Source organism: Bacillus sp. 9.4 (genome assembly GCF_055486415.1).
In genome coordinates, this window is the sequence record NZ_JBVFMU010000004.1 from 236,336 (window position 1) to 254,955 (window position 18,620).

At 43.5% G+C, this 18,620-nt stretch carries 19 protein-coding genes; 11 read left to right on the plus strand and 8 right to left on the minus strand.

From position 1 onward, the window contains the following. Positions 1-340: 340 nt before the first annotated feature. Genes ACZ07B_RS16980 through ACZ07B_RS17000 form a run of 5 tightly spaced genes read left to right on the plus strand, consistent with a single transcriptional unit; the run spans position 341 to position 5,290 of the window. Positions 341-1,075, plus strand: coding sequence for a class I SAM-dependent methyltransferase (locus tag ACZ07B_RS16980; RefSeq protein WP_029318574.1), 735 nt, complete (start codon positions 341-343; stop codon positions 1,073-1,075). Then, entirely contained in the window at positions 1,075-1,344 is a 270-nt protein-coding gene (locus ACZ07B_RS16985; protein ID WP_350415771.1) for a PqqD family protein, read from the plus strand. The genes ACZ07B_RS16980 and ACZ07B_RS16985 overlap by 1 nt, the downstream gene beginning before the upstream one ends. Positions 1,345-1,347: 3 nt before the next feature. Further along, on the plus strand, positions 1,348-1,830 hold the full coding sequence (locus tag ACZ07B_RS16990) for a hypothetical protein (RefSeq protein WP_003243073.1): 483 nt from the start codon (positions 1,348-1,350) through the stop codon (positions 1,828-1,830). A gap of 20 nt (positions 1,831-1,850) precedes the next feature. Further along, positions 1,851-4,094 (plus strand): asparagine synthase (glutamine-hydrolyzing), encoded by a 2,244-nt coding sequence (gene asnB, locus ACZ07B_RS16995; protein ID WP_464877464.1) that lies wholly within the window; start codon positions 1,851-1,853, stop codon positions 4,092-4,094. After that, positions 4,091-5,290, plus strand: a complete 1,200-nt coding sequence (locus ACZ07B_RS17000; protein WP_153255536.1) for an MFS transporter — start codon at positions 4,091-4,093, stop codon at positions 5,288-5,290. The genes asnB and ACZ07B_RS17000 overlap by 4 nt, the downstream gene beginning before the upstream one ends. A gap of 63 nt (positions 5,291-5,353) precedes the next feature. Here the strand turns inward: ACZ07B_RS17000 and ACZ07B_RS17005 are convergent, their stop codons facing one another. Further along, positions 5,354-6,586, minus strand: a complete 1,233-nt coding sequence (locus tag ACZ07B_RS17005; protein ID WP_464877465.1) for an outer membrane protein assembly factor BamB family protein — start codon at positions 6,584-6,586, stop codon at positions 5,354-5,356. A 100-nt stretch (positions 6,587-6,686) separates the two neighbouring features. After that, on the minus strand, positions 6,687-7,112 hold the full coding sequence (locus tag ACZ07B_RS17010) for a DUF5391 family protein (protein ID WP_464877466.1): 426 nt from the start codon (positions 7,110-7,112) through the stop codon (positions 6,687-6,689). Positions 7,113-7,367: 255 nt separating this feature from the next. Here ACZ07B_RS17010 and ACZ07B_RS17015 point away from each other — a divergent pair, with 255 nt between their 5' ends. Then, complete coding sequence (locus tag ACZ07B_RS17015; protein WP_015250840.1) at positions 7,368-7,823, plus strand: RDD family protein; 456 nt, start codon at positions 7,368-7,370, stop codon at positions 7,821-7,823. Positions 7,824-7,852: 29 nt separating this feature from the next. On the opposite strand, the gene ACZ07B_RS17020 is transcribed toward ACZ07B_RS17015, so the two are convergent. From ACZ07B_RS17020 to yxaF, 3 genes are all read right to left on the minus strand, one after another. Then, positions 7,853-9,061 carry a DUF418 domain-containing protein gene (locus ACZ07B_RS17020; protein WP_464877467.1) on the minus strand — a complete coding sequence of 403 codons (1,209 nt, stop codon included), beginning with the start codon at positions 9,059-9,061 and terminating at the stop codon, positions 7,853-7,855. Between the two features lie 107 nt (positions 9,062-9,168). Then, complete coding sequence (qdoI, locus tag ACZ07B_RS17025) at positions 9,169-10,182, minus strand: quercetin 2,3-dioxygenase (protein ID WP_464877468.1); 1,014 nt, start codon at positions 10,180-10,182, stop codon at positions 9,169-9,171. A 93-nt stretch (positions 10,183-10,275) separates the two neighbouring features. Further along, positions 10,276-10,851 carry a transcriptional regulator YxaF gene (gene yxaF / locus ACZ07B_RS17030; RefSeq protein ID WP_019712606.1) on the minus strand — a complete coding sequence of 192 codons (576 nt, stop codon included), beginning with the start codon at positions 10,849-10,851 and terminating at the stop codon, positions 10,276-10,278. A 130-nt stretch (positions 10,852-10,981) separates the two neighbouring features. Between yxaF and ACZ07B_RS17035 the strand changes: the two genes are divergently transcribed. Further along, complete coding sequence (locus ACZ07B_RS17035; RefSeq protein WP_464877469.1) at positions 10,982-12,052, plus strand: SDR family oxidoreductase; 1,071 nt, start codon at positions 10,982-10,984, stop codon at positions 12,050-12,052. Between the two features lie 56 nt (positions 12,053-12,108). Here ACZ07B_RS17035 and ACZ07B_RS17040 read toward each other — a convergent pair whose 3' ends face one another. Beyond that, positions 12,109-12,540 carry a MarR family winged helix-turn-helix transcriptional regulator gene (locus ACZ07B_RS17040; RefSeq protein WP_003243994.1) on the minus strand — a complete coding sequence of 144 codons (432 nt, stop codon included), beginning with the start codon at positions 12,538-12,540 and terminating at the stop codon, positions 12,109-12,111. A 226-nt stretch (positions 12,541-12,766) separates the two neighbouring features. Between ACZ07B_RS17040 and ACZ07B_RS17045 the strand changes: the two genes are divergently transcribed. Then, positions 12,767-13,171 (plus strand): CidA/LrgA family holin-like protein, encoded by a 405-nt coding sequence (locus ACZ07B_RS17045; protein ID WP_268556076.1) that lies wholly within the window; start codon positions 12,767-12,769, stop codon positions 13,169-13,171. Further along, positions 13,141-13,833 carry an LrgB family protein gene (locus tag ACZ07B_RS17050; protein ID WP_003227015.1) on the plus strand — a complete coding sequence of 231 codons (693 nt, stop codon included), beginning with the start codon at positions 13,141-13,143 and terminating at the stop codon, positions 13,831-13,833. The genes ACZ07B_RS17045 and ACZ07B_RS17050 overlap by 31 nt, the downstream gene beginning before the upstream one ends. A gap of 39 nt (positions 13,834-13,872) precedes the next feature. Here ACZ07B_RS17050 and ACZ07B_RS17055 read toward each other — a convergent pair whose 3' ends face one another. Both ACZ07B_RS17055 and ACZ07B_RS17060 read right to left on the minus strand, forming a co-directional pair. Beyond that, positions 13,873-14,904: a polysaccharide pyruvyl transferase family protein gene (locus ACZ07B_RS17055; protein WP_464877470.1), complete on the minus strand. Its 1,032-nt coding sequence runs from the start codon at positions 14,902-14,904 to the stop codon at positions 13,873-13,875. Positions 14,905-14,996: 92 nt separating this feature from the next. Next, positions 14,997-16,145, minus strand: coding sequence for a glycerate kinase (locus ACZ07B_RS17060; protein WP_464877471.1), 1,149 nt, complete (start codon positions 16,143-16,145; stop codon positions 14,997-14,999). A 195-nt stretch (positions 16,146-16,340) separates the two neighbouring features. Between ACZ07B_RS17060 and gntR the strand changes: the two genes are divergently transcribed. Both gntR and gntK read left to right on the plus strand, forming a co-directional pair. After that, positions 16,341-17,072, plus strand: coding sequence for a gluconate operon transcriptional repressor GntR (gene gntR, locus ACZ07B_RS17065; RefSeq protein WP_015715035.1), 732 nt, complete (start codon positions 16,341-16,343; stop codon positions 17,070-17,072). Then, positions 17,065-18,606, plus strand: a complete 1,542-nt coding sequence (gene gntK, locus ACZ07B_RS17070; RefSeq protein ID WP_464877472.1) for a gluconokinase — start codon at positions 17,065-17,067, stop codon at positions 18,604-18,606. The genes gntR and gntK overlap by 8 nt, the downstream gene beginning before the upstream one ends. The last annotated feature ends 14 nt before the right edge of the window (positions 18,607-18,620 follow it).

Here is an 18,620-nt window from a genome sequence, read left to right on the forward strand (position 1 = left end):
TCTAAAAGTAAATATTGACAGAATTATCAGAGTATTATAATATTTAGTTGTGCGTGATAGCCTATTTTTTTACAAGGAAGGAGGGAACAGGATGAAAAAGGCTTATAAGAAACCTCGTCTTTTTGAACTACGCCGTGCTGTAGCAGCTGGCGGCCATTAATCTCATATAGCATTTGACATCTAGTACTCTATTTTAGGAGGGATGCTCAATGAAAAAAGCTTATAAGAAACCTCGCCTTTTTGAATTGCGCCGCGCTGTAGCAGCTGGCGGTCATTAATCTTATCCAAAACGATTAACGTTTGAGGCTATCACGCCAACTTGATAAGGAGGATGCTGAAGATGATTACGGCTGAAGAATGCAGAACGTACAAAGAATTTGTTGATCTTTACCAATCCTATCTTTACCCCTTGCTTGGCGCCAGACTGTCCCGGATGTATTCCCCCAAAAACAAAGTCATTATCGATATGGGCACAGGTCCAGGTTATTTAAGCATTCAGTTGGCTAAAAGAACAAATGCGCACGTGCATGCTGTCGATATTAACCCGGCCATGCATGAAATCGCTCAAGAAGAAGCTAAAAAAAGCGGAGTAAGCAGCCTGATTTCATTTGATTTGGAAGATGTCCACCATTTATCTTACGCTGACCAATATGCTGACTTCATCGTCTCCTACTCTTGCCTGCATCATTGGGAAGACGTTGTTAAAGGACTTAAAGAGTGCTATAGAGTTCTGGCTCCGGGCGGAAAAATTGTCATTTTGGATACATTTAATCCCCAAGGAAGCCATTTAGAGATTATGCGAAAACAAATCAAAGAACCGGAATACTTCAGGTTTGTAAGAGAGGCATTTGAAGAAAGTTATTCCTTTGAAGACATTCACCAGTTTGTTCAGGATGCCGGCATTCCCAATTATTCATTAGAAACCTTTCACTTTTTACCGGAGGATTTTATAGAAAGCTTAGATGAGCTGGAGGATGCTCCCCTGTGGGAACAAAATGATCAAAGCGCTGATCATGAAATTGAGTCTGTCACATGGATGTTAACGATAGAAAAAGAAAAGGAAGGTGCATTGTAATGATCAATGAATCAACTGTTTTATCCAAAAATCGAGAAATGCCATCAAGAAAATATTTGAAAAGCATTATTATAGAGCCGGGCATCACTTTAAATGAAATGGCATCAGATATTTATAACCATATCGACGGCAAGGTCAGCATACATGATATTTGCTCAAAAATCGTCAATGAATATGATGTTGATTATCAAACCTGCTTAGAAGATTGTATGGAGCTGTTTGAGTTGCTTATTGAACATGAAGCAATCAAAGTTAAGCAGGGGGCATGAGAATTGGAAAAACAAAAAGTGCTTGCTTTACCAGACGATGTACATGAGCTGAGTACACACCGTTCTAAATCAATCGTAAATTACATCATCACTCTGCTTGCCTTTGCCAAAAAACAAGGATTGACTCATCAAGATATTGTAAGCTGGATTCACGAGCAATATGAGGAAAGAGGATATTATGATGAGTGGAGACACATTAACAGCCAACAACCAGTTGGATCATTTGTGGAACTCTTTATAAAAGGAAGACGTTTACTTTATGACAAAATTGAATTGTTTGAAACAGAAGATAAATATGTCGTAAATACCCACACTTGGTATGAAAAAGAACCTAGTGAGGCCTTTTTTTATTTTGAAATTGATCCCGAAGAATTTTCTGCGTACGCTTCCATTCTCGCAATCGAAAACGCAAAACGTCTCGGAATTAAAATCGATATTGTAAAAGAAACAGATGTAGAGACAGCTTATATCTATAAACATCAATAACGCTATTGGGAGGGAGACATATGTGCGGGCTCGCGGGTATTATAAATCTGGCTGCTCCCCGTTCTCAGGAATGTACCTTTCATATATTGAAAGGCATGGCAGATGCCATCAGCTATAGGGGACCGGATGATGAACAATATCATATTGATTCCAAAGTCGGCTTTGCATTTCGGCGATTGTCCATTCTTGACCTTGTAAATGGACAGCAGCCCTTTTTAAATGAGGATGGATCAATCGTCGTTATGGTAAATGGAGAAATTTATAACTATAAAGAACTGAAGGCTTCTTTACACAATCATATGTTTAAAACGACATCTGATTGTGAAGTAATTGTTCATTTATATGAAGAAAAAGGGATTGGATTTGTAGACGACATCATCGGAATGTTTTCAATAGCCATTTGGGACAAAAATAAAAACAAAGTATTTTTAGTTCGTGACCGCTTTGGGATTAAACCGCTTTTTTACACAGAGCTAAAACACGAGCTTATATTTGCCTCTGAAATAAAATCCCTATTTTCTCATCCTCACTGTCCCCGCCAATTTAATTGGAAAGAAGCACTCTCAGACATTTGGCTAAGCGGGGAAGCAGCCAGTAATCATAAAGAAACCACTTCCTTTTTTGTAAACATCCAAAATCTCGATGCTGGCCATTATCTCGAAATTAATTTGACAACAAATGAACGAAAAACAGCAAGCTATTGGTCTTTACAGGATATTTTGCTCAGGCAAGGCTATCATGAGAATCTCCATCCCGATGACCTGATTGAAGGATATAGAGAACTGCTGGCAGATTCAGTCCATAGATGTTTACAAAGCGACGTTGAAGTCGGGTTGTTTCTTAGCGGTGGCATTGATTCAGCTGCAGTCGCACATTTTGCTGCAGAAAAACAGGATCTCCATACGTTTACAGTATTAAGCCAAAGTACATTTACAAATGAAGATGCAAAATATGCCCATTGGCTGGCTAAAGATTTACACCTTCCAAATCATCAGGTTCTCTATCAATTAGGGAACGATGAGTTATTACAACCAGAGTCATATAAACATTTGTTATGGATCTGTGAAACACCGTTTTGCGGACCGGAACAATTATATAAGTTTCATTTACATAAGTATGCCAAAGCGATAAGGCCAAACCTGAAAGTCATGCTGACCGGCCAGGGCAGCGACGAATTTAACGGCGGTTACAGCACGACACTTTCACCAGCCGAGAACCCAAGTTGGGAAGGATTTATTGAATCGGTCAATACGATGGAGATGAACCGGCTGCATCGGCTGCAGGGAAATATCTTTAGAGTGTGGGAGGAGCATTTTGGACTTTCTCCTATAAACCTTTCTTATTTAAAGAGCAATGATTCCAGCCAAGCAGATCCTTGGCAATCGTATGTCCTGACAAAATACCGTGACCTGCAAATGTATAATTGCTGGCATGAAGATCGGATCGCCGCGGCTAATCATATCGAAAACCGTGTACCGTTCTTGGACCATCGGCTTGTTGAATGGGTTTGCGGAATACCTGATGGACTCCGTAAAGACTTGTTATGGGATAAGTCGATATTGCGAAAATCATTAACAAATGAGCTGCATACAAGCTATACCCACCGGCCAAAGGTTCCTTTTTTCTATGGTAAGGACGTGAGATATACACATAAAATGATGTTTCATCTTCTGAAGAAAAACAATTATCAGCTTATAGAGGAGGCCTTCTCTCACAGCGATGCCTCCAGCATAATACAGGTTGAACACATTCATGCCATCATGACATATTTGGAGGATGATCCTGAGTTTACAAATTTTGAATTTTTATTAAGACTGGTGAACATGGGACTTTTATCAAAAATGACTAAAGAAACCCATTCTGTTCAATTAGACATAACCAGCCATTTAGAATCGATAACAATAAAAGACTGGCACTCACAGGAAGGTGATATTGCCAGCCGTTTAAATATCTCAGCCAATAAGTGTGAAGGACAAGATATTTTGGCGCTAAACCCTGGCGTCACTCTGTTAAGGCCGGAAAGCGATAGTGAGCATTGCATCTACATTGCGAAAGAAGGATTTATTCAGTTTATTGTTTCGGAGGAAGACGTCGGAGCTTGGCTGCATATTCTCTGCGATATTAATGGAAAAGACACACTTCATACGATTTTAGACAGACATGGTGTCAGCCTTGAAGAAGTGGCCAAATATATTCAAGAAGCCATCGAACACAATATCATTTTGATCAAACAAAAAAATCTGCCAGAAGGAGCATATAGATGAGCATCTTTTATTCGTTTTCCGCACTTAGGGGATTAGCAATGGGGATTTTTTCGCCTATTTGGATTCTTTATCTGATATCTAAAGATTATGATTTCCTTCAGATTGGATTAATGGGAGCGGTACTTGAAATTGCTAAGCTTATATTTGAAGTTCCTTCCGGCGTTTTTGCTGATCGTTATGGAATTAAAATTTCAATTGCCAGTTCATTCTTTTTCTCCATCCTTACATGGGCCTTCTTCCCTTTTATCGATTCAGCTGCTATTTGCATACTGGCTATGATCATATGGGCTTTATCAGATTCCTTAATTTCCGGTTCTTTTGAAACTTGGATGAGCCGTGTCGCAGGGGAAGATCGATTCGGCAAAGAAATGATGAAAAACACACAATTGCTAATCACTTTTTTAATTATTGGAAGTATTGCCAGCGGGTATTTGTATTCATTAAATATCTATTTTCCTTTCCTGCTCGTTATGGTGATCTACTTATTACTATTTATTTGGATGTCTGTATTTATTAAAGTCCCTTCTGTTTCCGAAACAAATCATGGGGATCAGAACCAACATGATTCGATAAAGATTATCAAAGAAAGTTTAAAAATTATCCTTAACAAAAAAAGGGTTCTTTTAATCGTCATAGCCGGTTTCTTTACAGCCACAGCCTATGACACAATTTCCCGTTACTGGCAGCCTTTTTTGAGTGATTTAGGCTTTTCAGAAAAGTCACTGGGATATATTTTTGCCCTAGGAGGGTTTACCGCTCTCGTTCTTTTGACATTAACCATCAGGTTCGAAAAGAAGATCGAAAAAAATCCATATCTCGCTTTAACCTCATTGGATTCCATGGGCATGGTCATGACTTTTCTATTGTCTAGAGCATTCAGGCCGCTGGGCATTCCATGTACAGCGTTTTTGCTTGCAATTGAAGATATTCATCATCCGATCGTAACAAGTTACTTAAATAAGTTTTTCCCCGATTCATACAAGAACACACTTTTCTCGTTAAACTCAGGGGTAGGAGCAATTGGAGAAATTCTTTCCGGTGTCATTTTCGGCATCATTTCCGCAGCCTTTGGGCTCTCTGCCATGTTTGTTGTTGTAGCTGTATTTCTATTAATCCCTATTATCCTTTATACGATAGTGCCTAAGATTAAAGACAATGATATGAAAGTTCAGATTGAAAAATCCCAGCAAGTGTAAATGTTTTGTATCACAGTAAGAAGACCTTCTTATTAAAAGAAGGTCTTCCGCTATTCTATTCAGTTATTTCCCAAAAGCCATCAGCTTCGTATAACTTCCAATATAAAGCGTTCCGTCCTCAGCGAGCTGAGGAGAAGACACGACGTTGCTGTCGGTTTGATAGTTCCATAATTCATTGCCGTTTGCGTCTGCCGCATAAACCTTCATATCATCTGACCCGAAATACACCGTTCCCTTCGCGTCAATCAGCGGCGCCGTTCTGACAGGGCCGTCTGTATAGAATGACCAGTTCATATCCCCGTTTTTGCTGATGGAAAACAGCTCGCCGCTTCCTGAGCCGATGTAGATATTGCCATTATGATCAATCGCAGGAGATGAGCTGGAGAACCCGTTTAGCGGGAATGTCCATTTCAAACTGCCTGTTGATGTATAAGCATACAGCTGTCCATCTTGGTTGCCGGCATAAATGTTTCCGTCCTTATCAATCACCGGATATCCTTTAAACGCATTTGACGTCGTTCTGGACCATTTCACCTGTCCGGTTCCGGAGTTGATCGCATAAAACACGTAATTATATGTGCCGACATACACGGTGCCGTTTTTGGCAAGCACCGGCACATAGCTGACGACACCATTTGTTTTCAACTTCCAGCGCTCTGTCCAAGTTGATTTTGACGTCGGTTTGATCGCGTGAACATAATTATCAAGTGTTGAGAAATACAACGTCCCGTCTGAACCGATCACCGTTTCAGAGCTTGGCCCGCCGCTTAACGGAACCGTTGTTAAAATTTCTCCCGTTTCTTTGTCAATAAAATAAATCTTTTTGTCATAGGATGCCAGATAGATAACGCCGTTGGTCCCAAGTACAGGAGATTGCGTATATGTTTTTCCAAGATTGCCCGTCACCCATTTGACTGAGCCGTCTGGATTAAAGGCTTTCATTTCCCCGTCTCTGGAATGAAGATATACTGTGCCGTCTCCGTCAATCACAGCCCCCGCTCCATTTTGCGGAGTCGTTCTGATGTCGTTTTGCCATTTCAGCGTCCCGTCTGTATTTCCGGCGAACCGGCTTTCGCGTGACCAGTTAAACATGGCAGGCGCCATCGCTTGTACATCATATCTTCCTGTCAAAAAGCCAGATGCTCCATTATTTTGAGAAAACACCGTTTCCGCCGCATAAGCAGCTGTCGGCTGAAGCACTTTGGCAGCGGGCACATCAGAAACAGCGCCGGCCAAAACAGCCGCCGCCACCGCAGCTCCCGCAATCAAAGCTTTCATACGAAATGACTTGACCATCATTGAGACCCCCATTATATGTAACTTCTAATTTGTGACCATCATAACATATTCATCCATTTTATAAATCTATTTCACAAAAACATCACAAACTAGAAAACTATGTAAGAGTATTCACGGACGTATTTTCAGCACCCGGCCGAAATGCAGCCACAAACCAAATGACGTTGACAGCAGCCGCAGCGAGACTAACTCCCAAAACAAAGATCACCTCAGAAAGCAGATGGTCACTAAAGAAACTAAACATCAAGATAAAACCGGCCGAAGAAAAATGAATCAAAAGCCCGAAGCCGCAAAGCACCGCCATGACATACCTCATTGCATCTACTCCGAGCATATAAACGAGAAATGGAATGAAATACAATACAAGGATCATACCGACAGCTGACCACATGCCAACCGAATTAAACTGATTGGCCGCCGCTCCCGTTCCGGCCAGCGGCGAAAGTGAAGCCGCCACAATCACGGCGCAAAAAATAAACGCAGAAATGGTTGTCATGATCGCCACGCTATTTTTTTTAGACATCAAACTCCTCCTTTAATAGAAATATTAACCTTTTTTATTATAAGTAAGTTGAAAGTTATATTCATTATATTTTTTAAAAAAATCCAGAACATACAGAAATGATGTGATTCTTTCTAGTATATTTATATAGTAAAAAACAAAGGATAAAAGACTCATTTTTCTGTAATATCAGGATTTTATCACCATACTATATTGCATGTACTTCTTTTTCAAAGTATACTATTCCAGATTAATTCAGAGGAGAGAGAAAAATACATGGAAAAACCAGCAGGATTTTGGATTCGTTTTTTAGCTTATTTTATTGATGGCATTATTGTATCTGTTCCTAGTTATATTATTCTATTTGTGATCAATTCTGTTTTTGTAGCTGGGGCTGTGGCAACAAACCCTTACATGACGGAAGAAGAGTATTTAGTGAAATACATGACGCTTGCATTTTTGCCTACTATGCTGATCATGATCGTCATCAGCGTGTTATATTACGGGCTGCTCACAGCTTCTAAAATGCAAGGCACACTTGGCAAAAAAATTCTTGGCCTGAAAGTGGTCAATGAACAAGGTGAACGGGTTTCTGTCGGACAGGGAATTGGCCGTTACTTTGCCTATATCTTATCTGGAATCATCTTTTATATCGGGTTTATCATGATCGCCTTTGGAGAGAAAAAAGGCCTGCATGACATCATTTGCAAAACACGTGTCGTGTATAAATAATAGAAAAAAGTCTAGACGCCAATAGGCATCTAGACTTTTGTTTTCTTTACAATAGGCTGCCACGACAGATACGTAGCGCTTCTCCACAGCCACTCAAACGGCCCCATCCGAAAGACACGAAGCCAAAGGTGGCTGAAGACCATTTGAACGGCACAAACAGCAATTGTAATGAGCACACCGGCAGCAGGGTACACTTTTCCATACAGGCCCAAGCCGTAATGATAAAAAATCCAAGTACATACAATAGACTGCATCAGATAATTGGTAAATGCCATCCTCCCAACAGGGGAGAATGATTGCAGCACTGTTCTCACTCTTGTTTTATGATAAAGATAGACAACCGTTGTAACATAGAAAAACATGAGGAAAGGCGCGCCAATCAGCAAACATATTTCTTTATCCGTTACACTGTACAGCACCTGGGCGCCGATGCCGATGACAAGCCCAGCCATCCACAATCGTTTTAATCCTTTGCGATGCTTTTCTGGTTCATGCAAGTACCGAGATTTCGCTGCCGCAGCTCCCAGCAAAAACATGCTGAAATATGGAATGGATGCAAAGAAGAAGTTGAGCGGATTATACGTAAGCATGCCATTCGAAGACATGTAAACAAGACGGTCGTGGATCCGCTGTTCTGCAATATCCTTCAGGCTGCCGCTTCCATAAACATGAATCGCTTGTTTTGCCTGCTGTGTTACCGCTTGTACCCATTCCTGTCCGTTTGATTGATCAAAACTTGTCAACATGAACGGAATGGAAAACAGAAGATACAAAGAGACCGCCCATATCAGCAGTGTTTTCGGCTTTGCTTTTCGAAACAAGAGCAGGACAAAACCGAGCAGGGCATATTCTGTTAAAATATCCCCGTCCCATATCAAAAAGGCATGAATCGTTCCAAACAAGAGAAGCGCCATTAACCTTCTCACATATAACGGAACAAACCGTTTCCCTTTGTTTTCTGCTCTCTCCATCATGACAACCATGCCAAATCCAAATAAAAAGGAAAACAATAAAATACATTTTGTTTGAATGAAGAATTTCAGTATGTCTGCGGCGGCAAAATCAGCTTCAGACCACTTATCCATGAAAAAATTCTCTTTTCCAAGCATAGACAAATACATATCCGGATAACTGAAATGTGCCAGATTGACAAATAAGATGCCGAAAATCGCCATTCCTCTCAGCACATCAAGCACACCGATCCGCTCATTTGCCAAAATCGGCTGTAATGAAGACATAGCCATCACGCTCCTTTTTTCTGTACCTTAAGGGTATGAAAAAATGAAGCGCGGAAACATCGATTTAGGTGTCAGGCCGGCATGAAAACCTTACAATCTTGTCATCTTTATGGTTTCATCACCTTTAAATCTAATGCTTCGATATTCTGCAAAACGCGATCAAGGCGCAAAGCCTGAGGCTCACATGGGAAGATGTGGCCTTCATACGGGTCGCCCAACGTCCGGAAAAACGGTTCAAATAAACCAGGAACCAATACGCCCACCATCTTTGTATAGTGAGAATCAAGGCGATAGGAGTGAACGGTATTTGCAGGGACATGCAGGAAATCTCCCGGATTCAGCTGAATTTCCTGGCCATCTGCCCACATCGTCATCTGGCCTTCAAGGCAATAAAATGTTTCTGTATGATGTTCATGGTAGTGATCAACGATTCGGTCACCTTTAGGGCCTTCAGAGGATACAACGATAAACTGGCCATCTGTATTTTTTTGTGCAGCCACAATGCGGTGAAGCTGATCTCCAGTCAACAGGCGATCTCCTTCTCCAGATTCAAGAACGTATGGAACGGCTCCATCTGGCAGCTCTGTAAGTTCCGCTAATTTGGCCGAACATGCAGGCTTTTCTTCATCTAGAAATACAATGTCCACTACAGCGGCTGCTTCTGCAAATCGCTCGTTTGAGACTTCTTCGCTTGCGTACGGCGGATGTTCAGCGTGATCATACGGATTCCCAATAACGGAATACAAGTGCGCTACGTTTCCTTTCATCGTGTAAGATACCAGTCTTGTTCTGTGGCTCTGCATCCGGTAGCTGTGCGGTGTTCCCGCCGGAATGTTCGCATAATCACCTGATATTAATAAATAGCGTTCACCATCAAGTGTCAGTTCCAGTTTCCCGTCCAAAACGAGAATTCCTTCATGTGTGTCCTTGTGGACGTGAAGCGGAAAGGCATCTCCTTTTCCCCCGGAAAGAAGCACGATCTCAAACAAATCACCTGTGCTTCTCCCATTCGCCATCACCGTGGCAACCTGTCTGCCGAACAGATAGCGCTCGCCTTCTCCGCTCCGGAGCAAATAAGGCATTTTTTCTTTAGGCAATGAATGTGTACATAATGTTTTCATATTATCGCTTCCTCCAATTTAGACCAGTCTATATATTATCATTTATTTGTCTAGACCGTTCTATATAATTGTAGGAGAAAGGATAACAAAATGCTACCCTTTTTTTCTCACCAGCACTGGTATTTGTTCGGCAATGAGAAGGAGGGGCGTTTTGTCTTTATTCGTTAACGAAAGCATGATGCCACCCTCAATCATCGAATTAATCAGCGTTCCAAGCTGATTTGCTTCTTCTTCTGCAAATCCGTTTTCCATTAATTTTCTGGCAAAAACCGCTTCCCAGCTTTTAAACACCTTCATGCAAACCGTCCGCAGCGGTTCACTGATTAACGCTGTCTCACTCGCCAGCAAACCGACTGGAATACCTTTAATGCTTTCTGTGTTGTCAAATTGGCTGGCTGTTTTTTTGATAAAAAGCTGAATCGCTTCTGTTGGATCAGAGGACTCATCCATGCTTTGCTGTATCAGATGTTCAACGATCTTACCTGTATATGTAACCGCTTCAATTGCTAATTCTTCTTTGCCATTCGGAAAAAAGTGATAAAGCGATCCCTTAGGAGCACCGCTTTCTTTTACAATCTGGTTCAAACCTGTCGCGTGATATCCTTGCAGCTGGAACAGACGTGACGCCGTGTGAAGGATTTTTTCACGTGAATCTCCTCTGCTAGTCATTAAAACATTCCCTCCTAGGTATGGTAGAGCGACTTATATAATATAAAAAAGAACCCTGTGATTGTCAAAAGGGGTAAGACCCTTCCGGATGGGGTAATGTACAAAAACAGCGTCTAGGAGGGATCTCTCAATGACAATCGATCATTCAGTCACGAATACAGAGCAGCTTGAACAACAGAACCCCGGCATGAAAACGAAGATCAAACTGAAAAAACTCAAGGATCAGGTAATCGTCATTACCGGCGCTTCAAGCGGTATCGGACTTGTCACGGCACGAATGGCAGCAGAAAAAGGCGCAAAGGTCGTGGCAGCAGCGCGAAATGAAGACGCGCTGAAGGAGCTCACTGATGAACTTAAGGAAAAAGGGCACGACGCCATATGGGTAAAGGCGGATGTCGGAAAAGAAGAGGACGTCAACCGCATCGCAGAAACCGCGATCAGCACATTCGGCCGCTTTGACACATGGGTCAACAATGCGGCCGTCTCGACTTTCGGACATGCCATGGACGTCACCGTCGAAGACATGAAGCGCATGTTCGACACAAATTTCTGGGGACCTGTTTACGGAACAAGAGCGGCTGTCAAACACTACACCGGCAGAGGTGTGCCGGGCGCACTCATTAATGTAGGAAGCCTGTTCGGAGACAGGGGAACAGTCATTCAATCCACATATGCGTCTGCCAAATTTGCGCTTCACGGCTGGACGGAAAGCATCCGAATGGAGCTTGAAAAGGAACAGGCGCCCGTCTCGGTAACGCTCATCCACCCGGGCAGAATTGACACACCATATAACGAGCATGCGCACAGCTACCTCGACAAACAGCCGGCTCATTACCGCTCCATGATCTATCCGCCGGAAGCGGTCGCCGAAGCTATCCTGTTTGCCGCCGAACACCCTAAGCGCGACATGTACATCGGCTCACAGGCCAAAGCCATCGCCATGCTGGGCGCGCTTTTTCCTCGTCTGACCGACAGACTGATGGAAAAAATCATGTATCACAGCCAGCATGCCGAAAAACCGTCCAAACCGCGAGAAGAAAGCGCTCTTTATGATGCGGGCTGCGGTATGCATGACAGAGGCACAAATAAAGGATGGATGAGGTCAAGAAGCTACTACACAAAAGCGACGAAGCGCCCCATTGTATCGGCGGCTGTTGTTGCCGGACTAGTGGCTTGGGCTGCCGCCAAACGATGCAGATAATCTCTGACCATAAGAAAAACCCATGCTGTTCCAGCGAACCATGGGTTTTTTAGCTGTTAATCGATAAAAGCCTTGTTCATACGCTGCAGTAGCTCGCCGAACATCTCTTTTTCCTGTGTTGACCATTCTTTCAGCATCTGTTCATAACGTTCAAGGCGCTTTTGCTGATCGGCTTTTAATAGTTGTTTGCCGAGTTTTGTAATGGTAAACAGGCTGACTCTCCCATCAGATGGGTCTGAGAAACGATAGATGAGCTCCTTTGCCTCTAAAGCAGCTGCTTGTCTTGAAAGAGTAGAAATATCAAGCTTAAACGATTCTGCCAATTCCTTAACACGAGCAGGGCCAAACTCATCCAATTGTCTCAGTAATAAGTACGAAGATCTCTCCAAATTCCCTGTTCTTTTCTCTGATTGATCCAGATAAACAGCTCTCCTGATAAAAGTCGTCAGCTCATATTCAATTAATTCAACTGGATTTTGATTTTGCAATCGCTCTCGCTCCCTATTCCAATCTCCGGCATTGACAACATCATATATACTTGTATAATACAAATGTACATTAACTGAATAAATACAAGTCGTTATATGACTAAATCAATTATTATACTTGTATAGTACAATCATATAAGAAGAAAGTAAAGCGATTCCTCAGAACCATCCTAGAAGCAAGCACCAGAAAGGAGGAAGCTGTTCTGATTGGAGAGCAGCACTTGATGTGAAAACCATACGAATTATCTTGCAAGTGTTGATATTATATGTATTTTTTATGATCGGGGAAGCCATTCAGCATCTGTTTCATTTACCCGTGTCAGGAAGCATCGTTGGATTGGTATTGCTTCTGATCTGCTTGGGCCTCCGTATTGTTCCCGTCTCCCTCATTGAAGACGGAGCAGGGTTTTTATTATCCTTCCTTCCATTGTTGTTCATCCCGGCAATGACAGGAGTGATAAACTATCCGTCTCTCATTTCATTCAATGGTCTGATGCTGCTGATTACAGTCGTTCTGAGCACCATCGTCACGATCATTGCGGCTGGATTCGCCAGCCAGCTATTAGAGAAAAAAGCAAAAAAACGGGAGGAGAAAGAGAAATGCAGCAAGCATGTATCGCGATCATTATAATTCTTTTAACAGTTGCCGCTTATTTAGCGATGGTCAAACTCTATAAGCGATTCCCGCTTCCATTTCTGATCCCTGTTCTGACAACGACCATTTTGATTGTAGCGGCTTTGATGATGTTTCATGTTTCCTATGAAGGCTATATGATCGGGGGGAAATGGATCAATTCTTTGCTTGGGCCGGCTGTCGTGGCACTGGCCTATCCGCTTTATAAACAATGGCATATCATTGTCAAACATTGTGTTCCCATTTTAGGCGGCGTCCTGGTCGGATTATGCATGGGAATGATCAGCGGGCTGATCTTCGCAGAAGCATTCGGGATTGATCATGATCTCTTATTATCCATTCTGCCAAAGTCGATCACAACACCTGTCGCTATTCAGATCGCCGCCGGTCTTGGCGGCGTCCCTTCCATGACAGTCGTATTTGTCATGATTGCGGGCTTTTCAGGCGTCATCCTCGGGCCGCTTTTCCTAAAATGGCTTCGCATACGCAGTTCCCTTGGACAAGGCATTGCATTAGGCAGCGCCTCCCACGCACTGGGTACCTCCAAAGCATTGGAATATGGAGAACTGGCCGTCTCCATGAGTTCCGTCTCCATGACGCTTTGTGCGGTGCTCGGCTCATTCTTCGGCCCGCTCGTCGTCTGGCTGTTTCATATTTAACAAAGAAAGACTGCCCCGGGGGAGGGCAGTCTTTTTCGTTTAAGAAGCAAAAAAATCAATCAGCGGCTGAAAGTCCTTAGATAAATCAACGTCATTCGGTTCTGCTTGAAGCAGGCGGTCAATCATGCGCTCCAGCTCCTCAACATCATTCTTATCCGTATACTCAATGAAGTTTAAGCTTTCAAACCAATCCCGGTATGAATGTTTGGCTTTGCCATAGCTGTTTCCAAAGACAAGACAAGGTGTTTTGGTGATAATCGAGAAAATCATCGCGTGAAGGCGGTCGGTAATCACCAATTTACTGGAGCCGATGCGGTCTAGCATCTCCATAAAATGCTTTTCACGGTCGGCGTAGTCGATGGTGTCGACCGTATCCAGCACCGTATCGGTACGCTCTGTGTAAGTTGTTTTTTCTGCCCATTTCTTCATCTGTGAAATAAAATCTTCGTCAGTCACTTTCTCCTTATCCGCTCTTAAAATAAAGAGAACGCCGTCCCGCTCGAGCTCTCGCGGCACAATATCCAAGGAAAGCACCATGTCCGGTGTAAAGATCACATTGGAGTTGAAGGTCTCCTTCACAACATCCAGTGTTTGCGTCTCACGCGCAGCAATCGTTAAATTTGCATTTTGATGGTACGCATCCTGTGTTTTTTTCTTTTCCTTCTGTCCTTCCTCTGTATCCTCAAAATAAACGGATTGTGGCAGAGAAATTGATTTGTAATCTTTAAACGCCGAAAAGACCTTTCTTCTGTCTTCCTCAATATCGAGATAAAGGTTTCCTAAATTCCCTCCGCCTGTAAAGCAGACAATATCGTCTTCACGAATGATCTCCTTCACCAGTTCAATGCCCTCATCCGTCGCATAATCCATAATCTCAATGTATTCATAATACGGAAAATGATTTTTGATAAATTTCTCTTCCGCATACGCAATCGCTTGGTCGCCAATGTTTGTGTAACTAGGGGAACCAAACAAAAATACTTTTCGTTTATCATTTAACAGAGCTTCCGGCTCCACATTTGGCGCAATGCCTTTTACTAGTTTTTTGCCTTTGATTTCTTGTACAGTCATATCTGCGTCCTCCTTCTGGGATGAATTCCTCATTGTGTGTTAACTGTCTCTACCCAAAAAGAAGGATGGCTATGCATTGGCATGTGCATCGGCTATATCAGAAACATTGTTTTCGCCAATTTGATAGACGCAGCAATGTCCCGCGCCGTTCTTTCCATATATTCTGCGGCATGTTCAAACGCGTCTTCTAGAGTCACGGCTCCGGGAACGATGCTGAAAAGCGCATCGATTCCGTGCTGGTAGACGGCATCACTGTCTCGGGATATTGATCCCGCAATGCCGATGACGGGCACATCGTATGATTTAGCCGCCTTGGCTACGCCGATCGGCGTTTTTCCATGAACCGTTTGGCTGTCGATCCGTCCCTCGCCCGTAATCACAAGATCTGCATCCTGAACGATACTTTCAAAATCAACCGCATTAAGGACAATATCAATGCCTCTTTTCAGGTCAGCCTGAAGATAAGTCAGCAGGCTCCATCCAAGACCGCCCGCTGCACCGGCGCCCTCTGTATATCGGAAGGTTGATCCGAGCTCTTTTTCTGCCATATCAGCGAAATGGCTTACGTTCTGCTCTAGTACATCCAGCATGTCGGCTGTCGCGCCTTTTTGCGGCCCGAAAACAGCCGTAGCACCCTTTGGTCCTGTTAACGGATTATCCACGTCACAGGCAACTTCCAGTTTGACATTCCGCAGTCTGGAATCAAGCCCGCTCACATCTATTGATGCAAGCTGAGATAACGCGCCGCCCCCTGGGCCAATCTCGCGGCCTGAGTTATCAAGAAGCCTTACGCCCAATGCCTGAATCATCCCGGCTCCCCCGTCGTTCGTGGCGCTTCCGCCGATTCCGATGATCAATCGCTCCGCTCCCGCATCAAGAGCTGCTCTGATTAATTCTCCCGTTCCCCTTGATGTAGTGATGAGCGGATTTCGCTTATGAACAGGCACCAGATGCAGCCCTGAAGCAGCAGCCATTTCAATCACAGCTGTTCTCCCATCTCCCATCATGCCAAAGAAAGCTCTCACCGGTTCCCCCAGCGGCCCTGTGACAACTTGCTCTATGATCCTTCCGTTGGTCGCATCGACCAGAGATTGAACGGTTCCCTCGCCGCCGTCCGCCACCGGCAATTTTCTGTAATCAGCACCCGGAAAGACCGATTTGAAACCTCTTTCTATCGCTTCGGCTGCCTCCAGAGCTGATAAGCTTTCCTTAAAAGAATCAGGTGCAATGATGATTTTCATCCAAATCGCCTCTTTCAAAACATGATTCACTTATGCTAGTTATCTCCAATGTACCATATTCCATTTAGAAATAAATACCATAATGATTGGGAAAAATTTTATTAAAAATTAGAAATGAAAGTGTTTGCATAAAAGAAATATTCACGTTATCATACTTGTATACAAGTATACTTCTTGAGTGAGGAAGGTGAGTGTATGCTAGACTCCAAAGACCTGTTGTATCCCGCAAAATGGCTCTCAAAAGCGTCAACCGGAGTTCGTGTCGCATACGAGCTGAGAATGCGGATCGTTTCAGGCCTGATTGAAAGCGGTACCATTTTATCAGAAAATACAATCGCCGCCGAGTTTTCAGTAAGCCGTTCGCCGGTTCGCGAAGCGCTAAAAATACTCGCATCCGAAAAAATCATCCGCTTAGAACGAATGGGAGCGGTCGTAATTGGTTTAACTGAGAAGAAAATCGCGGAAATTTATGATGTGCGGTTACTATTAGAAACATTTGTCTTTGAACGGCTTGTCAAAATAGACATTGAGCCTTTAGTTAAGGATCTCAGCAAAATTCTTGAAATGATGAAAGTCTCAATCAAATATGAGGATGCTGACGAATTTTCATTTCAAGATGTGCTGTTCCATGAAACCATTATCCGAGCGATTGATCATTCATACATTCAGATGATCTGGAACAATCTAAAACCCGTCATGGAAAGCTTTATTCTTTTATCGATGCGGGTACGGTTAAAGGAAAAGTATGAAGACTTCACAAGGATTTTAGATAACCACGAGCTTTATATTCAAGCCATCAAAACAAAGGATAGGGTGCTGATGATTCAGTCTCTTCACCAAAACTTTGATGATGTGCAGGATAAGGTAGAAGACCTATGGCTCTCACAACAAATGCTGGCAAAAGGAGCTGAATACAACAATGACTAGTTATATGTTAGGAATCGATATCGGCACGACAAGCACAAAAGCTGTGCTGTTCAGTGAAAACGGGGATGTGGTACAGAAAGAAAGCATCGGCTACCCGCTCTATACACCGGACATCTCAACAGCAGAACAAAACCCGGAAGAGATTTTTCAGGCAGTCATCCATACAACAGCGAAAATTACAAAACAGCATCCCGAAAAACAGATCTCTTTCATTTCATTCAGCAGCGCCATGCACAGCGTCATTGCAATCGACGAAAATGACAAGCCGCTGACGCCATGCATCACATGGGCCGACAACCGAAGTGAAGGCTGGGCGCATAAGATCAAAGAGGAATTGAACGGACATGAGGTATACAAACGGACGGGAACACCGATTCATCCGATGGCACCGTTAAGTAAAATTGCCTGGATCACGAATGAAAGGAAAGAAATCGCTTCCAAGGTAAAAAAATATATCGGCATCAAAGAATACATTTTTAAACAGCTGTTCAATGAGTATGTCATCGATTACTCATTGGCATCAGCGACAGGCATGATGAACCTGAAAGGCTTGGATTGGGACGAAGAGGCACTGCGCATCGCAGGCATCACGCCGGATCACTTATCCAAACTCGTGCCGACAACCGAGATCTTTCAGCACTGCAGCCCGGAAATAGCGATCCAAATGGGAATCGATCCGGAAACGCCTTTTGTCATCGGCGCCAGCGACGGCGTGCTGTCCAACCTCGGCGTCAACGCCATTAAAAAGGGCGAAATCGCCGTCACCATCGGTACAAGCGGTGCCATCCGGACGATTATTGACAAGCCGCAAACCGATGAAAAAGGGAGAATTTTTTGCTATGCCTTGACGGACAAGCATTGGGTTATTGGGGGACCTGTGAACAACGGGGGCATCGTCCTTCGCTGGATCAGAGACGAGTTTGCCTCCTCCGAAATCGAAACAGCGACACGGCTGGGCATTGATCCATATGACGTGCTGACGAAAATTGCCCAACGCGTCAGACCCGGTTCTGACGGTCTGCTGTTCCACCCATATCTCGCCGGAGAACGCGCTCCGTTGTGGAATCCGGATGTACGCGGCTCATTTTTCGGCCTGACCATGTCGCATAAGAAAGAGCATATGATACGCGCGGCATTGGAAGGCGTCATTTACAACCTGTACACGGTGTTCTTGGCGTTAACTGAATGCATGGATGGCCCGGTAACCCGCATCCAAGCGACAGGGGGATTTGCAAGGTCAGAGGTTTGGCGCCAAATGATGTCGGATATCTTCGAATCAGAGGTTGTCGTTCCGGAAAGCTACGAAAGCTCATGTCTCGGCGCCTGCATTTTAGGCCTGTATGCAACAGGAAAAATTGACTCTTTCGACGCCGTGTCCGACATGATCGGCAGCACATACAGACATACACCGATCGAAGACTCAGCCAAGGAATACAGAACATTAATGCCGATTTTCATCAATCTATCAAGATTATTAGAAAATCAATATACACAAATTGCAGATTATCAGAGGGGCTTAATCACACACAAATAGTATATGACATGAAG